Origin of the sequence: Janthinobacterium algoris, from assembly GCF_051380935.1 — a bacterium.
Classification (GTDB): Bacteria; Pseudomonadota; Gammaproteobacteria; order Burkholderiales; family Burkholderiaceae_D; genus Janthinobacterium.
Genome location: NZ_JBNYXZ010000009.1, coordinates 59,025 through 81,450 on the forward strand (window position 1 = coordinate 59,025; position 22,426 = coordinate 81,450).

Here is a 22,426-nt window from a genome sequence, read left to right on the forward strand (position 1 = left end):
ACTACTGTTGCTGCTTAGTCTATCAGCACAGCGGCAAAAGCGGCTTAGAAACGGCGATTTTGTGCGCGCAGGCTCGCTTCGCGCTCGAGACCACGGTTTTCCTTGATCATCTTGGCCTTGATGCGGTTGCGTTTGAGCGGCGACAGGTATTCGACGAATACCTTGCCCAGCAGATGATCCATCTCATGCTGGATGCAGACGGCCAGCAAGCCATCGGCTTCCAACTCGAACTGCTTGCCGTGGCGGTCCAGGGAGCGCACCTTGATGCGGGCCGGGCGCTCGACGCCATCGTAGATGCCAGGCACGGACAAACAGCCTTCGTCGTAGACCTGCTTTTCCTCGCTGGCCCAGGTAATTTCAGGGTTGATGAATACTTGCAGCTGGTTTTTCTCTTCGGTGATGTCGATCACCATCATCTGGATATGCGCATCCACTTGTGACGCGGCCAAGCCGACGCCTGGGGCGTCGTACATGGTTTCGGCCATGTCGTCGATCAGGGTTTGCAGGCGCGCGTCAAATTCGGTGACGGGCTTGGCGATCGTGTGCAGGCGAGGATCGGGGTAACGCAGGATATTTAATATGGACATACGGATTCGACTGGTTAAGGTGGGCGCCGATGCGCCGGATTATTCATGCCTGGGCCATGCGAACGATGGCAGGGCTATTTTATTTGAGTACGCTACGGTTGGGCGCGTATGGCACAACGGCGCGGCAGATGCGTTTGCCAGTGCGCTATTCGTTTGCTGCAAAGGGAAATTTTATCACAGACGCCCATGGCCCTGTGGACGGCGGGCCGTTTTGCAGCGCCATTGCACGTATCCTTGCGCGCGTCGGTATCGCATGCGCGCCATGGCGCTAGCATGGGATGGCACAGTACACAGTGAGGTTGTCATGCATGCACTTGCAACGACGGCAGACACGGCCACGGAATTGGCGGGCTGGCTGCGCCTGCAGCATCTGTCCGGCGTGGGGCCGGTGGCGGCGCGCGCCTTGCTGGCCCGCTTCGGCTTGCCGCCGCAGATCTTCGCCGCGCCGTTCGAGGCCTTGCGCGAGGTGGTGCCGGCCGGCGTGGCGCGTGCCATCGTGCAGCCGCCCAAGCCGGTGGCCAACAGCCAGCTGGCGCTCACCCTGCAATGGTTGCAGCGGCCCGGCAATGCCGTGCTGACCCTGGCCGATGCCGGGTATCCGCCCCTGTTGCTGGAAATCGCCGATCCGCCGCTATTGTTATATATACGGGGGCGGGCGGAACTGCTGTCGCGTCCCGGCGTGGCCATCATCGGCAGCCGCAATGCCAGCGCGCAAGGCATGCAGAACGCGGCCGCGTTTGCACACGCCCTCAGCGCGGCAGGCTTGACCATCATTTCCGGGCTGGCGCTGGGCATCGACACGTACGCGCACGAAGGCGGCTTGCGCGGCACGGGCGCCACCGTGGCCGTGATCGGCACGGGCGCCGATTTGGTGTATCCGCGACGCAACCTTGATCTGGCGCAAAGAATTGCCGAACAGGGGTGCATCGTCAGCGAGTATGCGCTTGGGCTGCCCGCCATGCCGGGTAACTTTCCGCGCCGCAATCGTTTGATCAGCGGCCTGGCGCGCGGCGTGCTGGTGATCGAGGCGGCCGCGCAATCGGGCTCCCTGATCACTGCACGCCTGGCCGGCGAGCAGGGGCGCGACGTGTATGCCTTGCCCGGTTCCATCCATGCCACGCTGGCCAAGGGCTGCCATGCATTGATCAAGCAGGGCGCCAAGCTGGTCGAGTCGGCCGATGACGTGCTGCAAGAGCTGCAGTGGCTGGGCGGTGTCCCCAAGGCGCCGCCAGCGGCGGAAGACGAACCGCCGCTGCTGGCCGCACTGGGCCACGATCCCCTCGATGCCGATACCCTGGCCGCGCGCAGCGGCCTGGCCATGGGCGTGCTGATGGGTGAGTTGCTGGCGCTGGAGCTGGCGGGGCTGGTCGAGCGCTTGCCGGGAGGACTGTTTCAACGCTGCAAATGACAGCTTGTCACTTGTGTGGTGGCCTTGCCGCACGGGCGCGCTTTGTCCGTGCGCACCCTTGTGTCGCAGCGAACTTAGCTGATAGAGTAGAGCCATGTTCGATATCCTGGTTTACCTCTACGAGACTTACTATCGCCCCGACGCCTGCCCCGAGCCGGCAGTCCTGGCGCGTAAACTGTCGGCCGTCGGTTTCGACGACGTGGAGATTTCCGAAGCGCTCGTGTGGCTGACGGACTTGAACGCCATGGCCGGCGTCGAGCAAACCTTGACGGCCAGTTCCACGGGCACGCGCTTCTATGTCAAGCAGGAAAGCGACGTGCTGGGCACGGCCGCCATCGGCTTCATCCAGTTCCTGGAAAGTGCCAAGGTGCTCTCGCCGCTGCAGCGCGAAATCGTCATCGAACGGGCGCTGGCGCTCGACGAGGCGCCCGTCTCGCTGGGTAAGCTGAAAGTCATCGTGCTGATGCTGCTGTGGAGCCAGGGCAAGGAACCGGATGCCCTGATGTTTGACGACTTATTCGTCGACGACGAAGACCTGCCTCCCCGTCTGCTACACTAATAAAAATGTCCATGGCGGCGTTACAGCGTCTTGCCGTACTAGCGTACTAGCGTACTAGCGTACTGGCTGCAACGCTGCGCCTTGCCCTGAACATTTTTATGCTGTCTTGCTGGCTGCCACGCAGCCGTTGGCCCAATCTTGGCACCGCTGCCGCGCCATCCCCTTTACTATGTACTGCACCAGCGCGCCCGCTAGTCCATCGTGTTTGCGCCTGCGCATTCTTGCTTGCAGATAACTTGCCGAATTCTTCAATAGGCGCTTATCATTGGCCGCTTGACAAGACCACAAGTCACAAGGCCTTGCGCAGACAAAAGCGTCGGCGCCTGGCAATGCACTGTATGATGCGCATGCTGAAACTATCCTAGAGCATTTTTCGAGACTAAAAAATATGACAAAAACCCTCATCATCGCCGAGAAGCCTTCTGTCGCGAACGATATCGCGAAGACGCTTGGCGGCTTCACCAAGCACGATGAGTACTTTGAATCGGATGAATACGTCCTGTCGTCGGCGGTCGGCCACTTGCTGGAGATCGCCGTGCCGGAAGAATTCGACGTGAAGCGCGGCAAATGGAGTTTCGCGCACTTGCCGATGATTCCACCGTATTTCGCGCTGAACCCGATCCCTAAGACGGAAGCGCGCCTCAAAGTATTAAACAAGCTGATCAAACGTAAAGACGTCACCACCCTTATCAACGCATGCGATGCGGGGCGCGAAGGCGAGCTGATTTTCCGCCTGATCGCGCAAAACGCGAAAGCCAAGCAACCGGTCAAGCGATTGTGGCTGCAGTCGATGACGCCGGGCGCCATCCGCGACGGTTTCTCGCACCTGCGCAGCGATGAAGAAATGCTGCCGCTGGCGGACGCGGCCCGCTGCCGTTCGGAAGCCGATTGGTTGATCGGCATCAATGGCACGCGTGCCATGACGGCGTTTAATTCGAAAGAAGGCGGCTTCTATCTGACCACCGTGGGCCGCGTGCAAACGCCAACGCTCTCGATCGTGGTTGAACGCGAAGACAAGATCAAAAAATTCGTGCCGCGCGACTTCTGGGAAGTGCGCGCCGAATTCGTCTGCGCGGCCGGCATTTATGAAGGCCGCTGGCTCGACACGAAGTTCAAGAAGGACGAAAACGATCCCGAGAAGCGCGCCGAGCGCCTGTGGAGCAAGACGGCTGCCGACTCGATCGCCACCGCCTGCCGCGGCCGCCAAGGCATCGTCACGGAAGAATCGAAACCGACCACCTCGATGGCGCCGGGCCTGTTCGACCTGACCAGTTTGCAGCGCGAAGCGAACTCGCGTTTCGGCTTCTCCGCCAAGAACACCCTGGGTCTGGCCCAGGCGCTGTACGAAAAACACAAGGTGCTGACGTATCCGCGTACCGATTCGCGCCACCTGCCGGAAGACTACATCCCGACCGTGCTGCAGGCGCTGGAAACGGTCAAGGAAAACAGCAACTACCACCAGTTCGCCAAGCAGATCGTCGACAAGGGCTGGGTCAAGCCGAACAAGCGCATCTTCGACAACACGAAGATCTCGGATCACTTCGCGATTATCCCGACGACGATCGCGCCAAAGAACCTGTCCGAGCCGGAACAAAAATTGTACGACCTGGTCACGCGCCGCTTCATGGCCGTGTTCTTCCCGCCTGCGGAATTCCAGGTCACCACGCGTTACACGGAAGTGTCGGGCCATCAGTTCAAGACTGAAGGCAAGGTCATGACCAATCCGGGCTGGCTGGCTATTTATGGCAAGGAAGCGTCGACGGATGCCGACAAGGAAAGCAATGGCAACGGCAACCTGGTGCCCGTCGCCAAGGGCGAAAAAGTGCAGACGGAAAGCGTCAACGCCAACGGCCTGGTCACCAAGCCGCCTGCGCGCTTTACGGAGGCGACCTTGCTGTCGGCCATGGAAGGCGCCGGCAAGCTGATCGACGACGACGAGCTGCGCGATGCGATGGCCGGCAAGGGCTTGGGCACGCCAGCGACGCGCGCGGCCACCATCGAGGGCTTGCTGACGGAACGCTATTTGATACGCGAAGGCCGCGAACTGATCCCGACAGCCAAGGCGTCGCAGCTGATGACGTTGCTCAAAGGCCTGGGCGTCAATGAATTGACGGCGCCGGAGCTGACGGGCGAGTGGGAATACAAGCTGTCGCAGATGGAAAAAGGCAAGATTTCGCGCGAAGAATTCATGCGTGAAATCGCGCAGATGACGCAAATCATCGTCAAGCGCGCCAAGGAATACGATAACGACACGATTCCCGGCGACTACGCCACGCTGGAAACGCCCTGCCCGAATTGCAGCGGCGTGGTGAAGGAAAACTACCGCCGTTTCGCCTGCACCAAGTGCGAATTCTCGATGAGCAAGACGCCGGGTTCGCGCCAGTTCGAAATCGCCGAAGTGGAGCAATTGCTGAAGGACCGCACCATTGGCCCGCTGCAAGGCTTCCGCTCGAAGATGGGCCGTCCGTTCGCCGCCATCCTGCGCATCGTGCGCGATGAAGAGATCACGAATTTCAAGCTGGAATTCGATTTCGGCCAGAACGACGAAAGCGAAGATGGCGAAGGCGTCGATTTCACGGGCCAGACGCCCGTGGGACCTTGCCCCAAGTGCAACGCCGGCGTGTATGAAATGGGCCTGGCCTATGTGTGCGAACACAGCATGGCCAAGCCGAAGACGTGCGACTTCCGCAGCGGCCGCATTATCTTGCAGCAGGAAATCTTGCCGGAACAAATGGCGAAACTGCTTAACGATGGCAAGACGGACTTGTTGCCGGGCTTTGTTTCGCAGCGTACCCGTCGCCCGTTCAAGGCTTTCCTCGTGCGCGGCAAGGATGGCAAGGTGAGCTTCGAGTTTGAAGAACGCAAGGCCAAGCCGGGCGCCAAGGCGGTAGCCAAGCCCAAGGCGGCAGCCACTGAGGTGGAAGGCGAAGAGGGCGCGGCGCCAGCGAAGAAACCGGCGCTCAAGAAGGCGGCCGTGAAGAAAGCACCGGCCAAGAAGGCTGCGGCTGTGAAAAAGCCGGCCGCCAAGAAGGCGCCGGCGAAGAAGGCGGCGGCAGCGGAGTAATCCGGCGCCAGCCAGACGAAAGCCAGGGATCGCTCCCTGGCTTTTTTTACGTCCCGATTGTACGCATCAATGCTCAGCCTGGCGGCGTGGCCGGTGTCGCCAGCCCCATTTCCTTGAGCACTTCATGCGCCGAGCGGAAGGCGTCGATGGCCAGCGGCATGCCGCAATACACGGCCGCGTGCAGCAGCACTTCCTGGATTTCCTGCATCGATGCGCCATTGTTGATGGCGCCGCGCACGTGACCGCGCAGCTCCTGGGCGCGGCCCAGGGCCGTCAGCATGGCAATCGTCGCCAGGCTGCGCGTTTTTAAATCCAGGCCGTCGCGGCACCAGGTCGTGCCCCAGGCGTTGCGCGTGACGAAGTCCTGCAAGGGCGCCGTAAAAGCGTCGACCTGGGCGAAGGCGCGCTCGACAAAGGCGTCACCCATCACGTGTTTGCGCATGCGCAAACCATTTTCTAATTGTTCATCCATGCCGCACTCCCGTTGCTGTACCTTGTCGATACTAGCGAGCGGGCATGGGGTGGTCAAGTGCGGAACTAGCCTCGTTCTTAGTCGAGATAGTCCGAATACTCGCGCTGCGCGTAGTTTTGCAGATTGGCCCACGGCTGTGCCTTGCTGACGGTCGGCTGCAGCTTGACGTCGACCCGGCGATAGAAGGTGTTCGCGCGGTCGCCGCTTTCGATGACCAGGGGAATCTGCTTTTGCTCATCCCACAGGATGCGCTGGAACACGCCATTTTTTTCCACTTCGCGCCAGCGCGCGCCCGTCACGCTCGATGCCTGTTTCGACAGCGGCATGGCGGCCACCAGTTTCGGGTCCAGCAAATAAAAACTGTTTTCCCAGGAACCGTCGAAATTGACGTTTTCGTATTCGGCCTTGGGGATGGAGACGACGATCTTGTCGTGTGCATCGATGTATTCCACGCGCACGGTGTTCTTTTCCAGCATCACGTGGCGGGGAATCAGCACGGGATTGAAGTGCTTGTGCTCATGCTGCGTGGCCGCAGTCGACGTTTTCAACGTCACCTTCTTGTGCTCGCCATGGCTGTGGCCCGCGTGCGCGTCGGTGGCCGGCGCCAGCACGCGCTCGACCCACACGTGGCCGGGGCGGCGCAGCATTTTTTCCTCGTAGCGGCTCTCGCGCGTTACGCCTTCCGGCGTCAGCACGCGGCTGTAATAGGTGATGCCCAGATCCAGGTCGGCGGGAGCGGAAGGTGTTGCGGGAGCGGCTTGCGCGCCGGCGGCAAAGCCGGCGGCGAGGAGCACGGCGATCAGGGTCGATTTCATGGTGTTGCCTTTATCGTGCAAAGGGGGCGGAGGGCAAAACTGCCATCCGCCCCGGTGGGGTTACCGTGTTGATGCAGATCAGAAGCCGAATGCCGCCTTCAGCAAGTCAAATACCTTGGTGTTGTCCAGCGTGCCCTTGAATGCCTTGGCGCCGGCACCCGTGGCCAGCAGCTTGACGTCGCCGCCGCCGTGGGTTTCGCTGGCCAGGCGCACGCCTGTTTCTTGCTTGTAGTTGTCGGCCAGGGCCGTGGCGCTGTCGACGTTGGTGCGCAGGTCAGGGCGGTTCGGGCCGTTGCCGAACACTAGGGTGGTGTAGGTATTGCCGTCTTCATCCTTGCTTGGCTGGTTATCCTTGTAGCCGCGGTTGATGTCGAGGATAGGGTTGCCGCGCTTGCCGTAGCCGTTGAACGCCAGCGTGTGGTCGTGGTCGGCCGTGACGACGATCAGGGTGTTTTCCAGCTTCGGATCGGTTTCCCTGACCTTGTCGATGGCCGCCTTGATGGCGTCGTCGAAGGCGATGGTGTCCGTCAGCGCGCGCTTGGCGTTGATGCCGTGCAAGGCGTGGTCGATACGCCCGCCTTCGACCATCAGGAAGTAGCCAGCGTTGTTTTTCGACAGCAGGTCGATGGCTTTCAGCGTCATTTCCGACAGGCTAGGCTGGGTCGCGCCTTCGCCCAGCGGTGGCGTGGCGGTGCGGTCCAGTTCATATTCCAGGTGGCTCTTCGCGCTGTACAAGCCGATGAATTTCTTGCCGCTCGGTGCGGCTGCCATTTCCGCCTTGTTGGCGGCCACGGTGTAGCCCTTGGCCGCGAATTCGGCCAGCAGGTTGCGGCCGTCGGCACGGCCGCCCTTGTTGCTGGCGGACCATGGCGTGAAGTGGTTGCGTCCGCCACCCATCAGCACGTCCACGCCGTCGCCCAGGGCCGTGTTGTAGCCGGTGCCGCCTGGCGCCGTTTGCGCGGCGATGGCGTACTGCGCATTGCGATTGCAGATGTGCGAGAAGGTGGTCGCCGGCGTGGCATGCGTCAGTTCCGTGGTGGTGATGGCGCCCACGGCCTTGCCCTTGGCCTTCGCCAGTTCCAGGATGGTGGGCACGCTCTTGCCGCCGGCCGGGCAGTTGTCCACGCCCAGGTTGCCGTTGGCGTCGCGGCCGGGTTCCTTGGCGATGGTGTCTTGCGCCATCGAGATGACTTCATTGTTCATCTTGACGCCGGTCATGTAGGCGGCCATCGATGGGGCGCTGTCTGTCGTTTGCGCATCGTTCGAGAACGTCTTGATGCGCGCCGTGCGTTCCAGCTTGTCCATGTTCAGGCTGCCCTCTTCCTTGTACTTGAAGATGCGCGCTGCCGTCACGACGGAAGGACCCATGCCGTCGCCGAGGAAGAAGATGACGTTCTTGGCGTCGGCGGCGTAGGCGCTGGCGACGCTGGCGGCCACGAGCGTGGTCAGCAAGGAGAGTTTCAGGGCCGATTTCAGTGTGGCGGGTTTCGATGCAACGGGTTTCAAGGTGAATTTCATGTGCTTGTCCAATTCTTGTCTCTTGGTGATTACAGACCGCCGGCGGTCTTGACCAGGCCGAATACTGTGGTGTTGTCGATGGTGCCCAGGAAGGTTTCCGAGCCCTTGCCGATGGCGCCCAGGAAGACGTCGGTGCCGCCGTGGGTTTCATTGCCGACCGCGGTGCGGATCACCGCTTCCTGATGGTAATCATTGGCGCTGGTGACGGTTTCATCGAGGCTGGCCATGGCGGCGCGGCTCGATTGCGTGCGCTTTTCGCCATTGCCGAAGCCGATGATCGAGTACGGTGCGCCGTCCAGGTCTTTCTCGACCGCGCCGGTGACGTAGTTCTTCACCACGCCCAGCACGCCAGGGTTGCCGGCAGCCGTCTTGCCGGTGCGCTTGGCGTAGCCGTTCAGCACCAGGGTGTGGTCATGGTCGGCCGTGACGACGATCAGGGTATTGGCCAGGGTCGGGTCGGTAAGCTTGGCTTTTTCGATGGCGGCCTTGATGGCGTTATCGAACGCGACGGTGTCTTGCAGGGCCTTCTTGGCCGTGGTTTCGTGCAGCGCATGGTCGATGCGGCCGCCTTCGACCATCAGGAAATAACCCTTCTTGTTCCTGGCCAATACATCCATGGCCTTGGTGGTCATTTCCGCCAGGCTAGGTTCCTTGGCCGCATCGCGGTCCAGGTCGTAGCTCATGTGGCTGGAGGTGAACACGCCGAACAGGCGCTCCGTCTTGGCCGCATCGACGGCCTTGAAGTCGGTGGCGTTGTTGGCGACGGTGTAGCTCTTCGCTTTCAGCTCGGCCACCAGATCGCGGTCGTCGGAACGCTTGCCGCCGTCCTTGAACGGCTTGAAGAATTGCGCGCCGCCACCGAGCACCACTTCCAGGCCGGTGGTGCCCAGGGCGCTGTTGTAGCCGGTACCGCCTGGCACGAGGGCCGCAGCGATATCGTTTTCCAGGTCGCGGTGGCAGATGTGCGAGTAGGTGGCCGCCGGCGTGGCGTGCGTCACGCGCGCCGTGCTGACGACGCCGGCCGCGTAGCCCTTGGCTTTGGCCAGTTCCAGCAAAGTGGTGGCGGGGGTGCCGTTGCCGGTGCCGCATTTGTTGACCAGCTTGTTGCCGTTGGCATCCTTGCCCGGATCGATGGCGAGCGTGTTGGCCGACATGGAAATGACTTCATTGTTCATCTTGACGCCCGTCATGTAGGCGGCCATCGATGGCGCGCTGTCGGTGACTTGCGCATCGTTCGAGAAGGTCTTGACGAAGGCCGTTTCCGGCAGCGTGTCCATGGTCAGCGCACCGTCTTCGCCTACCGAATAGATGCGCGCGGCCGTCATGGTGGTCAGGCCCATGCCATCGCCGAGGAAGAAGATGACGTTTTTCGGCGGCGCTTCAGCCACTATCTCTTCTTTTTTGGCGTCGCTGCCGCAGGCGGCCAGCATCAGGGTGATGGCGACGCTGCAGCCAGCGACGGAAATTTTTCTGCGTGTCATGTGGTTCATCCGGCTAGGTTTGAAAGAGCTAGCAAGATAACAATCTAATGTGACGCCATCATGACCCTGTGACCCTGTGGCACATTTGATATGTTGATGCGCGTGCGCTGCCGTGTTGTTTCAGCGCACCTCCCCGGTGGAAGAGTGCACGGTGCCGTGTTTGCCAGCTTTCGATGGAATCGACGATTGCGTCGAATCAAGCAACAAACTATTGCGGATTCTTGGGTTTTTCTACCGGATTAAGCAACGTAAGATGCATGCATCCCCATCATTTTGTGAAGGCACAGCATGTTCTCCAAATCCATCAGCAGCGTTCTTGTTTCCACCCTGTTTGCCGCCGGCGCCGCCTCGGCTGCCGCCAGCGCCCCCTTGACCCTGGACGTGTTCAACCCGGGCGAAGCGGCCATCTTCCCCGTCGCTTCCGTGCTGGTCGCGGGCAAGCATGATGCCGTGCTGATCGATGCACAGTTTTCGCGCGCCGAAGCGCAAAAGCTGGTGGAAAAAATCCGCGCCAGCGGCAAGAAACTGACGACGGTGTACATCAGCCACAGCGATCCCGATTTTTACTTTGGCCTCGACGTGATCAAGGCAGCGTTCCCGCAGGCGAAAATAGTTGCCACTTTGGAAACGGTTGCGGAAATCCGTCGCAAGGCCGATGCCAAGGTCGCCTACTGGGGACCGATCCTGAAAGACAATGCGCCGCACAGCATCGTCATTCCCGAAGCGTTGACGGGCAAGCGCATCGCCCTGGAAGGCCGGTCGCTGGACATCGCCGGCCCGACGCCATCGCGCACCTACGTGTGGATTCCATCGATCAAAGCTGTCGTCGGTGGCGTGGTGCTGTTTGGCAACTTGCACGTGTGGACAGCCGATACGCAAAGCGCGCAATCGCGCCAGGACTGGCTCAAGACGCTTGATGGCATTGCCGCACTGAAACCCGTCACCGTCGTGCCGGGCCACTTCAAGGTGGGTTCCAGCCTGACGCCCGACAGCATCGGCTTTACGCGCGACTACCTGGTGACGTTTGAAGCGGAAACGGCCAAGGCCGCCAATTCGGCCGCCTTGATCGAGACGATGAAAATGCGCTATCCGAAGCTGGGCCTCGATGGTGCGCTGGAAACCAGCGCCAAGGTGGCCAAGGGCGAGATGAAGTGGTAAGTGGGTGGTTAGGTGGTAAAAACTGCCGCGCGGGGCCTGCACGGGCCGCGCGGGGTTGAATGCAACGAATTCAAGAATCAAGGAGCCAACATGGCCAACCCTACATTGCACTACATTTTTGATCCCCTGTGCGGCTGGTGCTACGGCGCCGCGCCGCTGGTCGAGGCGGCGCGCGCCGTGCCCGGCCTGACGGTGGCGTTGCACGGCGGCGGCATGATGACGGGCAGCAATCGCCGCCAGATCACGCCCGAATGGCGCGGCTATGTGCTGCCGCATGACCGGCGCATCGAGCAATTGTCTGGCCAGCCCTTCGGCGACGCCTACGTGAATGGTTTGCTCAACGACACCACGGCCATGATGGATTCCGAGCCGCCGATCACGGCCATCCTGGCGGCTGACATGCTGGCCGGCAAAGGGCTGGACATGCTGCAGCGCGTGCAGCGCGCCCATTACGTGGACGGCATGCGCATCGCCGACCTGCCGGTGCTGCTGGCGCTGGCGCAAGAGCTGGGCATGGATGGTGCTGCATTCCAAACGGAATATGCGCGGCAGGCCGGCGTCGCCACGCAGCAGCATATCGATGCCAGCCGCGCCTTGCTGGCGCAGGTGGGCGGGCAGGGCTTTCCCACATTCGTGCTCGACGACGGCAGCGGCAAGTTGTCCGTGATCGATATCGGAAGCTTTTTGGGGCAGCCGGCGAAGTTGCAGGCGCAACTGGGCGGCGTATGCGACGCCCACGGTTGTTCATTGTAAATAACTATCGATTCGATAAAATCAATTAGCTTTTCCTTTGTTGTTGACCTCGTTACACTGCTTCTATTAGTCAACAACGAAGGAAAAGCAGCCATGCGCCAACAGCCGCCATTCAGTACCGCCTCGGGCATCCCCGTCGCCGACAACCAGAATTCCCTCAGCGCCGGTCCCCGCGGCCCGCTGCTGCTGCAAGACTTCCACCTGATCGAAAAACTCCAGCATTTCAACCGTGAGCGCATTCCCGAGCGCGTGGTGCACGCAAAAGGCTCGGGTGCCTACGGCACTTTTACCGTGACGCACGATATCTCGCGTTATACCAAGGCCAGATTGTTTGCCGAAGTGGGCAAGCAGACGGCGACCTTCGCGCGCTTTTCCACCGTTGGTGGCGAACGCGGCAGTGCTGATACGGAACGCGACCCGCGCGGCTTCGCCGTACGCTTCTATACGGAAGAAGGCAATTGGGATTTGGTCGGCAACAACACGCCCATGTTCTTCATCAAGGACCCGATCAAATTCCCCGACTTTGTCCACACGCAAAAGCGCGATCCGCAAAGCAATTTGAAATCGGCCGAAATGATGTTCGACTTCTGGAGCCATGCACCGGAAAGCCTGCACCAGGTCACCATGCTGTTCTCGGACCGCGGCACGCCGGACGGTTACCGCCACATGGACGGCTTCGGCAGCCACGCGTATAGCCTGATCAATGCCGATGGCCAGCGCGTGTACGTGAAATGGCATTTCAAGACGCGCCAGGGCATCAGGAATCTGCCGGCGGCGGAAGCGGGCCGCCTGGCAGGTGCCGATCCCGATTACGCCCAGCGCGACCTGTTCGGCGCCATCGAGCGCGGTGATTTTCCTCAGTGGGAAGTCAAGCTGCAGGTGGCGACGCAGGAGCAACTCGATGCATGGGAGCAGCGCACGGGCTGGAACCCGTTCGACCTGACGAAAGTGTGGCCGCACGCGGACTTCCCGCTGTTACCGGTGGGTATTTTCGAGCTGAACCGCAACCCGACCAATTACCACGCGGAAGTCGAGCAGGCAGCCTTTTCGCCGGCCAACGCCGTGCCGGGCATGGGATACTCTCCGGACAAGATGCTGCAAGGTCGGCTGTTCGCCTACCACGACGCCCAGCTGTACCGGGTCGGCACGAACCACCAGCATCTGCCCGTGAATGCGGCCCGCTGCCCCTTCCATAACCAGCAGCGCGACGGCAGCATGGCCATCCGCAATGACGGCGCGGCGCAGAACTACGCGAACGTGGCGGCGGCAGGCACGCAGCCGCAAGGCCTGGGCCATGGCGAGGGGGCGCTGGCACTCGATGGCGGCGCGGCGCGCTACGATGGGCGCGCTGCGGAAGACGATTACACGCAGGCCGGCAATTTGTTCCGTCTGATGTCTGTCCAGGCGAAACAGAACCTGTTCGACAACCTTGCCGGTCCTTTGAGCCAGGTGCGCGCGGACACCTTGCAGCGTCAGCTGGCGCACTTCGACCAGGCCGACCCGGCCTACGGCGCCGGCGTGCGGGCAGCCTTGCAGGCACGCGCCGTGGCGCTGTAATTGTGTGTTGCAGGCGGAACAAGCTTGTTCCGCCTGTTGTTGATGTGGCACAAATTAGAGGGTGATAATAAATATTGCCGTATGGACATATTTGTCTTCCCTGCGTAGACTTGTCGGTCTGATGATCGCATCGTCGTCCTGGCGGCGTCCTGACTAGAAAGTCTTGTAATATGAATATGGTGAAGCTGTCGGTGCATGGGGACGACCCCACGCTCAAATCTATCCTAGAAGTCTTGCCCACCGATCCGGAACGGCAATGGCGCAAGGGCGAGTCGAAGGGCGCTGGCCGCGTGCATGTCGATTCCGGCTTCGACGTACTGATCGCGCAGGCGTCCAAAGCGCAAGTGTTGCCCTCACGCATACGCAGCTACCTGGCCGAATGCCGCTCGCGCGGCGTCACATTCACCATGCCGCGCATCGTGGCCGAGTTGCAACTGGAGTTGAATGGCGACGACACGGTCGACGCGCCGCTGGACCTGACCCTGACCGACATGCAGCATCTGACGGAAATGGGCATTAGCCTGAGTCTGGTGACGCGCTCCGCCGCAACCTGATAGCTGGGCCTGACGTGGATGCAGAGAAAAATGGCCGCCTGTTCAGGGCGGCCATTTTTCGTCACGGTTCTTCGAGCTCGACGGTGACCATATTGTCATCGGGCTTGCGGTCGATCAGCTTGTTGTCTGGATCGATCCCCGCCTTGCCTGGTCGGCTGCTGAGGATGACGGTGTAGTTCGCTTCACGCGCCGTCATGCGCAGGCGTTCGCGCAGCAGCGGATGGCCATTCGCGTCGTCGACGCCGATCTCGATCCAGTCGCGCAGGGGCGCGTCGTGTTCCTCTCCCTGTTCACCTGCCGTCAATTTGCTCGCCTGCACCTTGAGGGTGACGACGTATTTGCCATCGCTGCGTTTCGTGGCCGTGGCCGACAGGGCGCGGTTGTCGAACAGCACGATTTTCTCGAACAGATCGTCGATCAAGTATGCCTGCTCGGGCGGCGTGACTTGGCGCAAGCCGGTAATCAGCGCCGTCACGCTGGCGTACGGCGGGCCTTTCTGGCCATGGGTCTTGAGCAGCTCGCGCAGCACGCCGTTGACCTTGTCTTCGCCGATGATGTCTTGCAGCAAGTACATGGCCAGGCTGCCCTTGTGGTAATGGATGTAGGCCTGGTTTTCATTCTCGGCCAGCGGCAGTTCTTTCTTGCGTTCTTCGCTGCGACCCATCAGGTATTGATTCAAGTCATAGCGCAGGAAGCGGCGCATCTTGGCCGGCCCCACGGTTTTTTTCATCACCATCAGGGCCGAATATTCGGCCAGGGTTTCGCTGAGCACGGTGGCGCCCCGTGTGTTGCCGCCGACCAATTGATGCGCCCACCACTGGTGCGCCACTTCATGCGCGGTGATGTAGAACGGATAGTCGATGTCTTTCGGATTCTTGTCGTCCACCTTGGCGATGAAGCCCAGGCCTTCCGAGTACGGAATCGTATTCGGGAACGATTGCGCAAAGGTGGCGTAGCGGGGAAACTCGACGATGCGCAAGACCTTGTGCTGGTAGGGGCCGAAGTTTTTCGTGTAGTACTCGAGTGCTTCCTTGCTGCCGCGCACGAAACGATCGAGATTGTATTCATGGCCAGGATGGTAATACACGTCGATGGCCACGTCTTGCCAGCGCTCGTGCCTGACGGCGTAGCGGGCCGACTGGAACGCGTAGAAATTCAGGATCGGCTGCTCCATCGTGTAATGGAAGTAATGGCGGCCCTTGGCGATCCAGTCGTTGTCGAGCATGCCCGGCGCGATGGCCGTCTGGCCGTCGACGGTGCTGACGGTGGCGTCAAAGTTGATGCGGTCGGCGTCGTTGCTGACGTAATTGTCGGCCAGCCCCCGTGCATCGTCGCGCGGCAAGGCCCGTTCGCGCGCGGGCAAGCCGTGTTTCTTGCGGTCGCGCGGGTCCGTCAATTCCAGCTGCGGCTGGTAGCCGATATGCGGCAGCACGGCATTCGTGAAGAAGGTGCCGTTGGCCACCACGGGCGTGTCCTGGCCCAGGCCGAAGATGCCGCGTGGCGCATAGGAAATGTCGAAATCGAGGCCCAGGCTGGCGCCCGGCGCCAGCGGCGCGGCCAGGCGGTAGCTGTAAAAGCCCAGCTTGCCGTCATCGAGGCCGGGATGCACGCGCGCATCGAAACGCAGCCGTATGGTGGACGTGGGGTCTTGCTGCACAAAAATGTGGCTGATCGGCAGACTGGTCTTGTTTTGCAGCACATAGCGGCCCGTGACGGCCAGGGTGCGCTGCGCCGGGTAGATGGCCACGTCGAGTTTCACGTCGGTGATTCTCGGCTGTGGCGTGGCGGCAAACTTGCGGTACTGGCGCTCGATACTGGCGCGGTCCGCATCGCGGGCGTAGTCGGATTTGTAATCGTTGGCCACGTGGAAGACGTAGAACAGCACGGCGCCGGCGCCGACGAAGATCAGGGCGCCGCCGGCAAAACTGGCCAGCACGCCTTGCGTCAGGCCGTGGCGCGCCAGGCGCAGGCGGATGCGCCAGCTGTCCTGCGCGCCGCGCGGCCAGAACAGCAAGGACAGTACCGTCAGCATGACGGCCGCGCCGCTCCAGTACAGCAAGTACCAGCGCTCGCGCAACACATAGTGGCCGGCGCCGTTCATGGCCGAATACACGAAGTCCGGCGTGTTGCCGTACAGCAGCAGCGGGTCGCCCAGGCCCAGCGAGGAAAAGCTGATGCTGGCGATGTGGTACAGAATCATGGCGAAATATGCCAGGTACTTGTGATTGATCAATACCTGCAAAAAGATGGCCAGCACGGCGATCAGCGCGTAATGCGGCAGGTGCGACAGGAACAGCGATTCCACGTACAGGCCGGGGTCGAGGCGGTAATAGCCCTTGAAGACCTGGATCGACATACCGCATAGCATGATGACCAGGCTCAGCAGTGCCTGCAGGCCGATCAGCGCAAACAGTTTCGACAGCAGGGGCAGCCAGTTCGGCACGGGTAGGGCGTCGAGCATCAAGTGCGTACCCGCCTCGCGCTCGCGCCATACCAGTTCGCCCGCGTAGAAGGTGGTAATGATCAGCATGAACAGGGCGAACGATGCGCTGACCATGTCCAGCACCTTTTCCGTTACCGGATAGGTATTTGTGCCATACATGGAACCCATGTCGAGCGCGCCGCCATACATGGTCAGCACGCCGGCCAGCACGATGACGACAAAATAGATGTTCTTGATGGTTTCGCGCAGGTTCAGCCAGCTCATCTTGACCAGCAGGGCGGCCAGATTGCGCTGCGCGAAGTCCGGCGCTTCTTGCGTGGACAGTGAGGCGTTCGACAGGCGCAGCGGCACGTCACCCTCGCTGCGGCGCTTGCTGGCGCCCGCGTCCGTCGTGGCGTGGAACTGGAAGCGCCAGTAACCGAGCAGCAAGGCCACCAGGGCGAAGCCCGACCAGATGGCGCGGTTCAGCAGGTACACGCCCTCTAACGTCACCAGGCGCGTGTTGCGCTCCGCGTTCGGCCAGTATTCCGTCAGGCGTATCAGCGCCGTCGTGCCGAAGGGGTCGATCAGGGCGGCCAGGGTCTTGTAGTCGAGGTCGCGCGCCAGCGAGGGCGCCACCAGGTAGCCGATCAGCATGACTACCGAGCTGATGTACACAGGCAGCATGCGCCGCGTCAGGGCGGCGATGACGAAGAAGATGGCGCCAAAGATGAACAGGTTCGGCAGCAGGGTAAACACATACGGCATCAGGTAGGCCAGCGCGCGTTGCGGCCCCAGCCGTTCCGGGTCGATGCCGGGCAGCCAGGCGCCCAGCCAGGCACCGATCACGATGCTGGAAAACACCACCGCCAGCACCAGGTAGGCGCCGAGGAAGCGGCCAAATACATACTGGTATTTTGTGATCGGCGCGCTGAAGAAGAAGTGCTGCATGCCGTATTCGAAATCCTGCTGCACCGAGCGGCCCATCATGGCGGCCACCACCACGGCGCCGAAGCAGCCCAGCAGGCTGCACGTGAACGCCAGCGAGCGCGGTGCGTTGATCAGGAACTTGCCGCCGAAACTGATGCTCGCTTCCTTGAGGACGCCGCCGGCGGCGGCCATCCACAGCATGGCCAGCGCCAAAAACATGACGAAATACACCCAGGTGGACAGCAGCTTGAGCCGCTGTCGCGCTTCAAAGCGGGCGATGGCAAACATGGCTGGCCCCTCAGTCGCACTGCGGGGCGACGCGGTGGCGCCCGGCAATGGTGGCGAAATACAGGTCTTCCAGGTCGCCGATGGCTTCCTCGAAGCCGTCGCCCGGATCATCGTCGCTGTAGACGTGAATCAAGGTGCGGCCCGACAGCAAGCGCGTGGAAATGACGGCATGGCGCTGCTGGAAGCTGGCCAGCTCCTTCTTCTCGACAAAACGCGCCCAGATCTTGCAGCTGACTTCGTCGATCAGCTCCTGGGTCTTGCCGCACAGCAGCAAATGGCCCTTGTTGATGATGGCCATGTTGGCGCACAGGTCGGCCACGTCGGACACGATGTGGGTCGACAGGATCACCGTCTTGTCTTCGCCTATGTCGGATAGCAAGTTGTGGAAGCGCACCCGCTCCTGCGGGTCGAGGCCGGCCGTCGGCTCGTCGACGATGATCAGTTTCGGGTCGCCCAGCAGGGCCTGCGCAATGCCGAAGCGCTGGCGCATGCCACCGGAAAAGCTGCCCAGGCGCTGGTGGCGCACGTCGAACAGGTTGGTTTGCTGCAACAGGCCATCAACGACTTCGCGCCGGCGCGCCCGCTGCGACAGCCCTTTCAAGGTGGCGAAGTGGTCGAGCAGCTCGTAGGCCGTCACTTTCGGGTACAGGCCGAAATCTTGCGGCAGGTAGCCCAGCATGCGGCGGATCTCGTCCTTGTCGTCGAGCACGTCATAGTCGCCGAAGAAGATGGAGCCGGAATCGCATTCCTGCAGGGTGGCCAGGGTGCGCATCAGGGTAGACTTGCCGGCGCCATTCGGGCCCAGCAAGCCAAACATCCCGGGCGGTATCGTCAGCGACACGTTATCCAGCGCCACCACGCCATTCGCGTAGGTCTTCGACAATTTGCGAATCTGCAATTCCATACAACTCCTAATTCATGCGTTGTTGCCCGATGCTACAGGGCTACTCTATGCTGGCATTGTATTGAATTTAAGACGTACTGGGCAGTTGCATGCGATACACGGCGTTTTCGCGTGCCCAGAGTGCAGATGGACAGGGTGGACGGCGCGCCATATCGGGGGCTGTTTTACCCCGCTGGCGCGCCGCGTGACTATCAATTACGGAACAGGACCGATTCCCGGTTAAACCACCAACGGCACAGCATCAGCAGGGCTCCCGCAATCACCGTGGTCGAGGCCAGAATCACGCCAAACATGCGGTAATCCATGGTGCCTTTCACCAGTTCCTTCATGGCCAGCGAGACGTTGGTCAGCGGCACCATGGCCCACATCCAGTTCAGCTCGACGCCGGGCAGCATGGCCGCCACCGTAGGCAGGATGACGAACAGCATCAATGGCGTGATCATGCCGGCCGCTTCCTTGTAGCTTTTCGCGTAGATCGAGATCGACAGCAGCAGCGAGGCAAAGATGGCCGCCGTCGGCACCAGCATCAGGGTCACCATGGCCAGGTCGGGCAAGCCGATGCTGCGCACCATGACGGCCATGTTGCCCTCCAGCGAACTGCCGAAGATGGCCAGCAGGGCGCCCATGCTGCCGACCATCAGCACGGCCGAGGTCATGCCGACGGTAAACAGCACGAGGAACTTGGCCAGCACAATGGCGCTGCGCGGCACGGGCGCCAGCAGCAGGGTTTCCAGGGTGCCCCGCTCCTTTTCTCCGGCGCCCAGGTCGATGGCCGGGTACATGGCCGCCGTCAGGCACACCATCAGCAGCAAATAGGGCAGCATGCCGCCGACGATGGCGCCCATCTGCTCGCGCTGGTTGGCCGTCGATTGCTTGTCGAGCACGATGGGGTGCAGGGCAAAGGCCAGCTGGGCCGGACTCAGGTTCAGGGCCGACAGCGCCCCTTCGCGCAGGCTGGCGTTGTAGGTCTCGACAATGTCGCGCACCCGCTGCTGGGTCACGTCGACCGTGCTGGCGCTGTTGTAGTGCAAGGTGACCTTGGCTTGCTGATGTTGCTGCAGCGCCTCTTCAAAATGGGGCGGAATGACCACGGCGAACTTGATGGTGTCATCGCCGATGGCGCGCCGGATGTCCCCCACGCTGGCCAGCGGCACTTCGCGCAAGTTGTGCTGCTGCGCAAAACGCGCGCTCAAGCCCGGCGAATGGTCCTTGCCGAACAGGGTGTAGCGCATTTCCGCCGTCTTGGCGTTCTTGAACATATTGCTTGAAACATAAGCGAAGCCGCCAAAGATCAGCGGCATGGCAAAGATGGGGATGAGGATGGTGAAGATCAGCGTCTTGCGGTCGCGCGTGAGTTCCAGCAACTCTTTCAGATAAATGGTCCACATGGCTCAAGCTCCCTGGTTGATGACGCTGACAAAGGCGTCGTACAGATCGGCACTCCCGCCCAGGTGGCGCAGTTCGTTGACCGTGCCATGGAAGGCGGTGGTGCCGCGGTTAATGATGCAGACGCGGTCGCACAGCTTTTCCACCTCGTGCAGATGGTGCGTGGAAAAGATCAGCGGCACGCGCAGCGCCTTGTAGCTGGCGATGAAGTCGAGCAGGATCTTGGCCGACATCACGTCCAGGCCCGTCGTCGGCTCGTCGAGGATCACCACTTGCGGCTCATGCACGACGGTGCGGGCGATTGCGCACTTCTGTTTCATGCCCGTTGACAACTGATCGGCCCGCTTGCCGCCGTATTCCTCCATGTGCAGCAGGGCAAACAGCTCGTCGCAGCGGCGTTTCAGCTTGTCGGCCGGCATGCCATGCAGACGGCCAAAGTACTCGACGTTCTCGCGCGCCGTCAGGCGGCCATACAGCCCCGTCGAACCGGACAGGAAACCGATGCTCTGGCGCGCCACCAGCGGCTGGCGCAGCACATCGACGCCGTTCACCAGGGCGCTGCCCGCGTCCGCTTGCAGGGCCGTCGACAGCAGGCGCAAGGTGGTGGTCTTGCCGGCGCCATTCGGACCCAGCAGGCCCAGCACTTCGCCCGGGGCGCAGCTGAAACTGACGTCGCGCACGGCGTGAAACCAGCCCTCATGTTCGCGCGGATCGCTGACGTGCACGCCCTTGCCCTTGTGGGACGGCATGCGGAAACGTTTTGCCAGGTGCTTGACCTCAATCATGTGTTTCATCCATTCAACGGTGAAGAACGAGAGTAGCATGCAAAAAATGTAACTTGCAAGATGGAAATATCGTTTGGTCTATTGAAAAAAACAGTATCTTCATGCAAGCTGGCCCGGTGGGCGCCGACGGACGGCGCGGGAGAGCGCAATGCGAACGATCGATCAGGCAATGCAGGACAAGGTACTGGCCGTGGCGCGCGCCGGCATGAGCAGTGCCGAAGCCATCGGTTTCTTCCGCGTCAGCCTGGGCTTGTACTACCTGGCCGGCCTGATGACGGAAGAAACCCTCGATTTCAAGCAGATCGACGCCAGGTACAACCGTTTTATTTATCACTCGATTGGTGGCGGGCACAGCATCGCCAGCGTGCTGCAATTCATGAGCGGCGAGAAAGTCTTGCGCGTGCTGCAATCGGAGCGTTTTCGCGCCGCGTTTGCCGAGCATTGCCCGGACATCCCCGTCGACAGCATTTCTTTCCTGGTTTCACTGAACCTGGGCGTGGCGAAAAACCTCTCCGGCCTGGACGCCGTCGGCCCCGTGGTCGATTGGATCGAGCAGGAAAAAGCGCGCACAGGTCAATGAAGCCCCGTTCATCCTGCGCGCGGCGTGGGGACGGCTGGCCCTGATCGTCCTATAATTCATGTTTTCCCTTACATGAATAGCCACGATGACCGCGAACCGTTATTTTGACCCCCTGGATCGTTTGATTGTTGGCGCCGACAAGGCCCTGCGAGTCATTGCGGGCGTTGCCTCGGCTTCGCGTCCCTCGCCGGCTGCGCACGCGCCCGATGCGGAGCTGAGCGCGGCCGAGCAGCGCCACAGCGCCGGCTTGATGCGCGTCAACCACGTGGGCGAAGTCTGCGCGCAGGCCCTGTACAACTCGCAGGCGCGCTATGCACACAGCCCGGCCATCCGCGCCCAGTTCGATGAAGCGGGGCGGGAAGAAGAAGACCATCTGGCCTGGACGGCGCAGCGCCTGACGGAACTGGGCTCGCGCTTGAGCCTGCTCAATCCACTGTGGTACGCGGGTTCCTTTGCGCTGGGCACCATTGCCGCGCGCATGGGCGACGGCCGCAGCCTGGGTTTTGTGGTGGAAACGGAGCGCCAGGTGGAAGCGCACCTGGCCAGCCACTTGCAAGAATTGCCGCCCCAGGACGCCAAGTCGCGCGCCATCGTCAAGCAGATGGCCATCGATGAAGTGGAACATGGCGCCGCCGCCCAGAGATTAGGCGCCATCGACACCCCGGCGCCAGTCAAGGCGTTGATGGGCATCATGGGCAAGGTCATGACGAAAACGGCTTACTACATATAAACAAGCGATAAAAAAGGCGCTCCGTGGAGCGCCTTGGATCATTCCTCGATGATTTCGAAGGAATGCGTGATTTCCGCCGTCTTGGCCAGCATGATCGATGCCGAGCAATATTTGTCATGCGACAAGGCCACGGCCCGTTCCACTGCCGTCGGTTTCAGGGCCTTGCCCCGCACGGTGAAGTGGAAGTGGATCTTGGTAAACACTTTCGGGTCGGTCTCGGCGCGCTCGGCCTTCAGCGTCACTTCGCAGCCACTGACGGCTTCGCGCCCGCGTTTCAGGATCAGCACCACGTCATAGGCGGTGCAGCCGCCCGTGCCCAGTAAGACCATTTCCATGGGGCGTGGCGCCAGGTTGTGGCCGCCGCCATCGGGCGCGCCATCCATGGTCACCAGGTGGCCGGAACCGGTTTCTGCCCGAAAACTCATGCCCGACGGGCCATTCCAGCTGACTTTGCATTCCATCGTACTCTCCGAAA

At 61.5% G+C, this 22,426-nt stretch carries 19 protein-coding genes; 9 read left to right on the forward strand and 10 right to left on the reverse strand.

Annotation, left to right across the window (positions count from 1 at the left end; genetic code table 11):
- Positions 1 to 44: 44 nt before the first annotated feature.
- Positions 45 to 587 carry a peptide deformylase gene (def, locus tag ACQ4W7_RS14870; RefSeq protein ID WP_426074629.1) on the reverse strand — a complete coding sequence of 181 codons (543 nt, stop codon included), beginning with the start codon at positions 585 to 587 and terminating at the stop codon, positions 45 to 47.
- Positions 588 to 891: 304 nt separating this feature from the next.
- On the opposite strand from def, the gene dprA reads away from it, so the two are divergent.
- From dprA to ACQ4W7_RS14885, 3 genes are all read left to right on the forward strand, one after another.
- Positions 892 to 1,995 carry a DNA-processing protein DprA gene (dprA, locus tag ACQ4W7_RS14875; RefSeq protein WP_436531423.1) on the forward strand — a complete coding sequence of 368 codons (1,104 nt, stop codon included), beginning with the start codon at positions 892 to 894 and terminating at the stop codon, positions 1,993 to 1,995.
- Positions 1,996 to 2,089: 94 nt separating this feature from the next.
- Positions 2,090 to 2,554 (forward strand): Smg family protein, encoded by a 465-nt coding sequence (locus ACQ4W7_RS14880; RefSeq protein WP_096233791.1) that lies wholly within the window; start codon positions 2,090 to 2,092, stop codon positions 2,552 to 2,554.
- Between the two features lie 388 nt (positions 2,555 to 2,942).
- Positions 2,943 to 5,618, forward strand: a complete 2,676-nt coding sequence (locus tag ACQ4W7_RS14885; RefSeq protein ID WP_426074631.1) for a DNA topoisomerase III — start codon at positions 2,943 to 2,945, stop codon at positions 5,616 to 5,618.
- 73 nt (positions 5,619 to 5,691) lie between these two features.
- On the opposite strand, the gene ACQ4W7_RS14890 is transcribed toward ACQ4W7_RS14885, so the two are convergent.
- The 4 genes from ACQ4W7_RS14890 to ACQ4W7_RS14905 all read right to left on the reverse strand — a co-directional run bounded on the left by ACQ4W7_RS14890 (position 5,692) and on the right by ACQ4W7_RS14905 (position 9,904).
- Positions 5,692 to 6,090, reverse strand: coding sequence for a carboxymuconolactone decarboxylase family protein (locus tag ACQ4W7_RS14890; RefSeq protein ID WP_436531426.1), 399 nt, complete (start codon positions 6,088 to 6,090; stop codon positions 5,692 to 5,694).
- A 77-nt stretch (positions 6,091 to 6,167) separates the two neighbouring features.
- Positions 6,168 to 6,905: a hypothetical protein gene (locus ACQ4W7_RS14895; protein WP_426074633.1), complete on the reverse strand. Its 738-nt coding sequence runs from the start codon at positions 6,903 to 6,905 to the stop codon at positions 6,168 to 6,170.
- Between the two features lie 78 nt (positions 6,906 to 6,983).
- Positions 6,984 to 8,423 carry an alkaline phosphatase gene (locus ACQ4W7_RS14900; RefSeq protein ID WP_436531428.1) on the reverse strand — a complete coding sequence of 480 codons (1,440 nt, stop codon included), beginning with the start codon at positions 8,421 to 8,423 and terminating at the stop codon, positions 6,984 to 6,986.
- Positions 8,424 to 8,452: 29 nt separating this feature from the next.
- Positions 8,453 to 9,904 (reverse strand): alkaline phosphatase, encoded by a 1,452-nt coding sequence (locus ACQ4W7_RS14905; RefSeq protein ID WP_436531430.1) that lies wholly within the window; start codon positions 9,902 to 9,904, stop codon positions 8,453 to 8,455.
- A gap of 288 nt (positions 9,905 to 10,192) precedes the next feature.
- On the opposite strand from ACQ4W7_RS14905, the gene ACQ4W7_RS14910 reads away from it, so the two are divergent.
- From ACQ4W7_RS14910 to ACQ4W7_RS14925, 4 genes are all read left to right on the forward strand, one after another.
- Entirely contained in the window at positions 10,193 to 11,062 is an 870-nt protein-coding gene (locus ACQ4W7_RS14910; protein ID WP_436531432.1) for an MBL fold metallo-hydrolase, read from the forward strand.
- Between the two features lie 90 nt (positions 11,063 to 11,152).
- Positions 11,153 to 11,815, forward strand: coding sequence for a DsbA family protein (locus ACQ4W7_RS14915; RefSeq protein ID WP_436531434.1), 663 nt, complete (start codon positions 11,153 to 11,155; stop codon positions 11,813 to 11,815).
- A 93-nt stretch (positions 11,816 to 11,908) separates the two neighbouring features.
- Positions 11,909 to 13,372 carry a catalase gene (locus ACQ4W7_RS14920; RefSeq protein ID WP_436531436.1) on the forward strand — a complete coding sequence of 488 codons (1,464 nt, stop codon included), beginning with the start codon at positions 11,909 to 11,911 and terminating at the stop codon, positions 13,370 to 13,372.
- 170 nt (positions 13,373 to 13,542) lie between these two features.
- Positions 13,543 to 13,926, forward strand: coding sequence for a hypothetical protein (locus tag ACQ4W7_RS14925; protein WP_436531438.1), 384 nt, complete (start codon positions 13,543 to 13,545; stop codon positions 13,924 to 13,926).
- A 61-nt stretch (positions 13,927 to 13,987) separates the two neighbouring features.
- On the opposite strand, the gene ACQ4W7_RS14930 is transcribed toward ACQ4W7_RS14925, so the two are convergent.
- The 4 genes from ACQ4W7_RS14930 to ACQ4W7_RS14945 form a co-directional block, all read right to left on the reverse strand.
- Positions 13,988 to 17,566 (reverse strand): ABC transporter permease/M1 family aminopeptidase, encoded by a 3,579-nt coding sequence (locus tag ACQ4W7_RS14930; protein WP_436531440.1) that lies wholly within the window; start codon positions 17,564 to 17,566, stop codon positions 13,988 to 13,990.
- Between the two features lie 10 nt (positions 17,567 to 17,576).
- Positions 17,577 to 18,470, reverse strand: coding sequence for an ABC transporter ATP-binding protein (locus ACQ4W7_RS14935; RefSeq protein ID WP_035824559.1), 894 nt, complete (start codon positions 18,468 to 18,470; stop codon positions 17,577 to 17,579).
- 191 nt (positions 18,471 to 18,661) lie between these two features.
- Positions 18,662 to 19,858: an ABC transporter permease gene (locus ACQ4W7_RS14940; RefSeq protein WP_426074641.1), complete on the reverse strand. Its 1,197-nt coding sequence runs from the start codon at positions 19,856 to 19,858 to the stop codon at positions 18,662 to 18,664.
- Between the two features lie 3 nt (positions 19,859 to 19,861).
- A complete protein-coding gene (locus ACQ4W7_RS14945) occupies positions 19,862 to 20,641 on the reverse strand; it encodes an ABC transporter ATP-binding protein (protein WP_436531442.1) in 780 nt (259 codons plus the stop codon).
- A 148-nt stretch (positions 20,642 to 20,789) separates the two neighbouring features.
- On the opposite strand from ACQ4W7_RS14945, the gene ACQ4W7_RS14950 reads away from it, so the two are divergent.
- A complete protein-coding gene (locus ACQ4W7_RS14950; RefSeq protein ID WP_436531444.1) occupies positions 20,790 to 21,221 on the forward strand; it encodes a hypothetical protein in 432 nt (143 codons plus the stop codon).
- 85 nt (positions 21,222 to 21,306) lie between these two features.
- The gene (gene coq7 / locus ACQ4W7_RS14955) at positions 21,307 to 21,951 is read left to right on the forward strand and encodes a 2-polyprenyl-3-methyl-6-methoxy-1,4-benzoquinone monooxygenase (protein WP_426074644.1); all 645 of its coding nucleotides are present in this window, start codon (positions 21,307 to 21,309) and stop codon (positions 21,949 to 21,951) included.
- 38 nt (positions 21,952 to 21,989) lie between these two features.
- Here coq7 and ACQ4W7_RS14960 read toward each other — a convergent pair whose 3' ends face one another.
- Positions 21,990 to 22,412, reverse strand: a complete 423-nt coding sequence (locus ACQ4W7_RS14960) for an OsmC family protein (protein ID WP_426074645.1) — start codon at positions 22,410 to 22,412, stop codon at positions 21,990 to 21,992.
- Between the last annotated feature and the right edge of the window lie 14 nt (positions 22,413 to 22,426).

What these genes read in the sequence shown, in the direction of transcription:
- def (WP_426074629.1), bottom strand. Translation starts at nt 587, where the DNA reads ATGTCCATATTAAATATCCTGCGTTACCCCGATCCTCGCCTGCACACG.
- dprA (WP_436531423.1), top strand. Translation starts at nt 892, where the DNA reads ATGCATGCACTTGCAACGACGGCAGACACGGCCACGGAATTGGCGGGC.
- ACQ4W7_RS14880 (WP_096233791.1), top strand. Translation starts at nt 2,090, where the DNA reads ATGTTCGATATCCTGGTTTACCTCTACGAGACTTACTATCGCCCCGAC.
- ACQ4W7_RS14885 (WP_426074631.1), top strand. Translation starts at nt 2,943, where the DNA reads ATGACAAAAACCCTCATCATCGCCGAGAAGCCTTCTGTCGCGAACGAT.
- ACQ4W7_RS14890 (WP_436531426.1), bottom strand. Translation starts at nt 6,090, where the DNA reads ATGGATGAACAATTAGAAAATGGTTTGCGCATGCGCAAACACGTGATG.
- ACQ4W7_RS14895 (WP_426074633.1), bottom strand. Translation starts at nt 6,905, where the DNA reads ATGAAATCGACCCTGATCGCCGTGCTCCTCGCCGCCGGCTTTGCCGCC.
- ACQ4W7_RS14900 (WP_436531428.1), bottom strand. Translation starts at nt 8,423, where the DNA reads ATGAAATTCACCTTGAAACCCGTTGCATCGAAACCCGCCACACTGAAA.
- ACQ4W7_RS14905 (WP_436531430.1), bottom strand. Translation starts at nt 9,904, where the DNA reads ATGACACGCAGAAAAATTTCCGTCGCTGGCTGCAGCGTCGCCATCACC.
- ACQ4W7_RS14910 (WP_436531432.1), top strand. Translation starts at nt 10,193, where the DNA reads ATGTTCTCCAAATCCATCAGCAGCGTTCTTGTTTCCACCCTGTTTGCC.
- ACQ4W7_RS14915 (WP_436531434.1), top strand. Translation starts at nt 11,153, where the DNA reads ATGGCCAACCCTACATTGCACTACATTTTTGATCCCCTGTGCGGCTGG.
- ACQ4W7_RS14920 (WP_436531436.1), top strand. Translation starts at nt 11,909, where the DNA reads ATGCGCCAACAGCCGCCATTCAGTACCGCCTCGGGCATCCCCGTCGCC.
- ACQ4W7_RS14925 (WP_436531438.1), top strand. Translation starts at nt 13,543, where the DNA reads ATGAATATGGTGAAGCTGTCGGTGCATGGGGACGACCCCACGCTCAAA.
- ACQ4W7_RS14930 (WP_436531440.1), bottom strand. Translation starts at nt 17,566, where the DNA reads ATGTTTGCCATCGCCCGCTTTGAAGCGCGACAGCGGCTCAAGCTGCTG.
- ACQ4W7_RS14935 (WP_035824559.1), bottom strand. Translation starts at nt 18,470, where the DNA reads ATGGAATTGCAGATTCGCAAATTGTCGAAGACCTACGCGAATGGCGTG.
- ACQ4W7_RS14940 (WP_426074641.1), bottom strand. Translation starts at nt 19,858, where the DNA reads ATGTGGACCATTTATCTGAAAGAGTTGCTGGAACTCACGCGCGACCGC.
- ACQ4W7_RS14945 (WP_436531442.1), bottom strand. Translation starts at nt 20,641, where the DNA reads ATGATTGAGGTCAAGCACCTGGCAAAACGTTTCCGCATGCCGTCCCAC.
- ACQ4W7_RS14950 (WP_436531444.1), top strand. Translation starts at nt 20,790, where the DNA reads ATGCGAACGATCGATCAGGCAATGCAGGACAAGGTACTGGCCGTGGCG.
- coq7 (WP_426074644.1), top strand. Translation starts at nt 21,307, where the DNA reads ATGACCGCGAACCGTTATTTTGACCCCCTGGATCGTTTGATTGTTGGC.
- ACQ4W7_RS14960 (WP_426074645.1), bottom strand. Translation starts at nt 22,412, where the DNA reads ATGGAATGCAAAGTCAGCTGGAATGGCCCGTCGGGCATGAGTTTTCGG.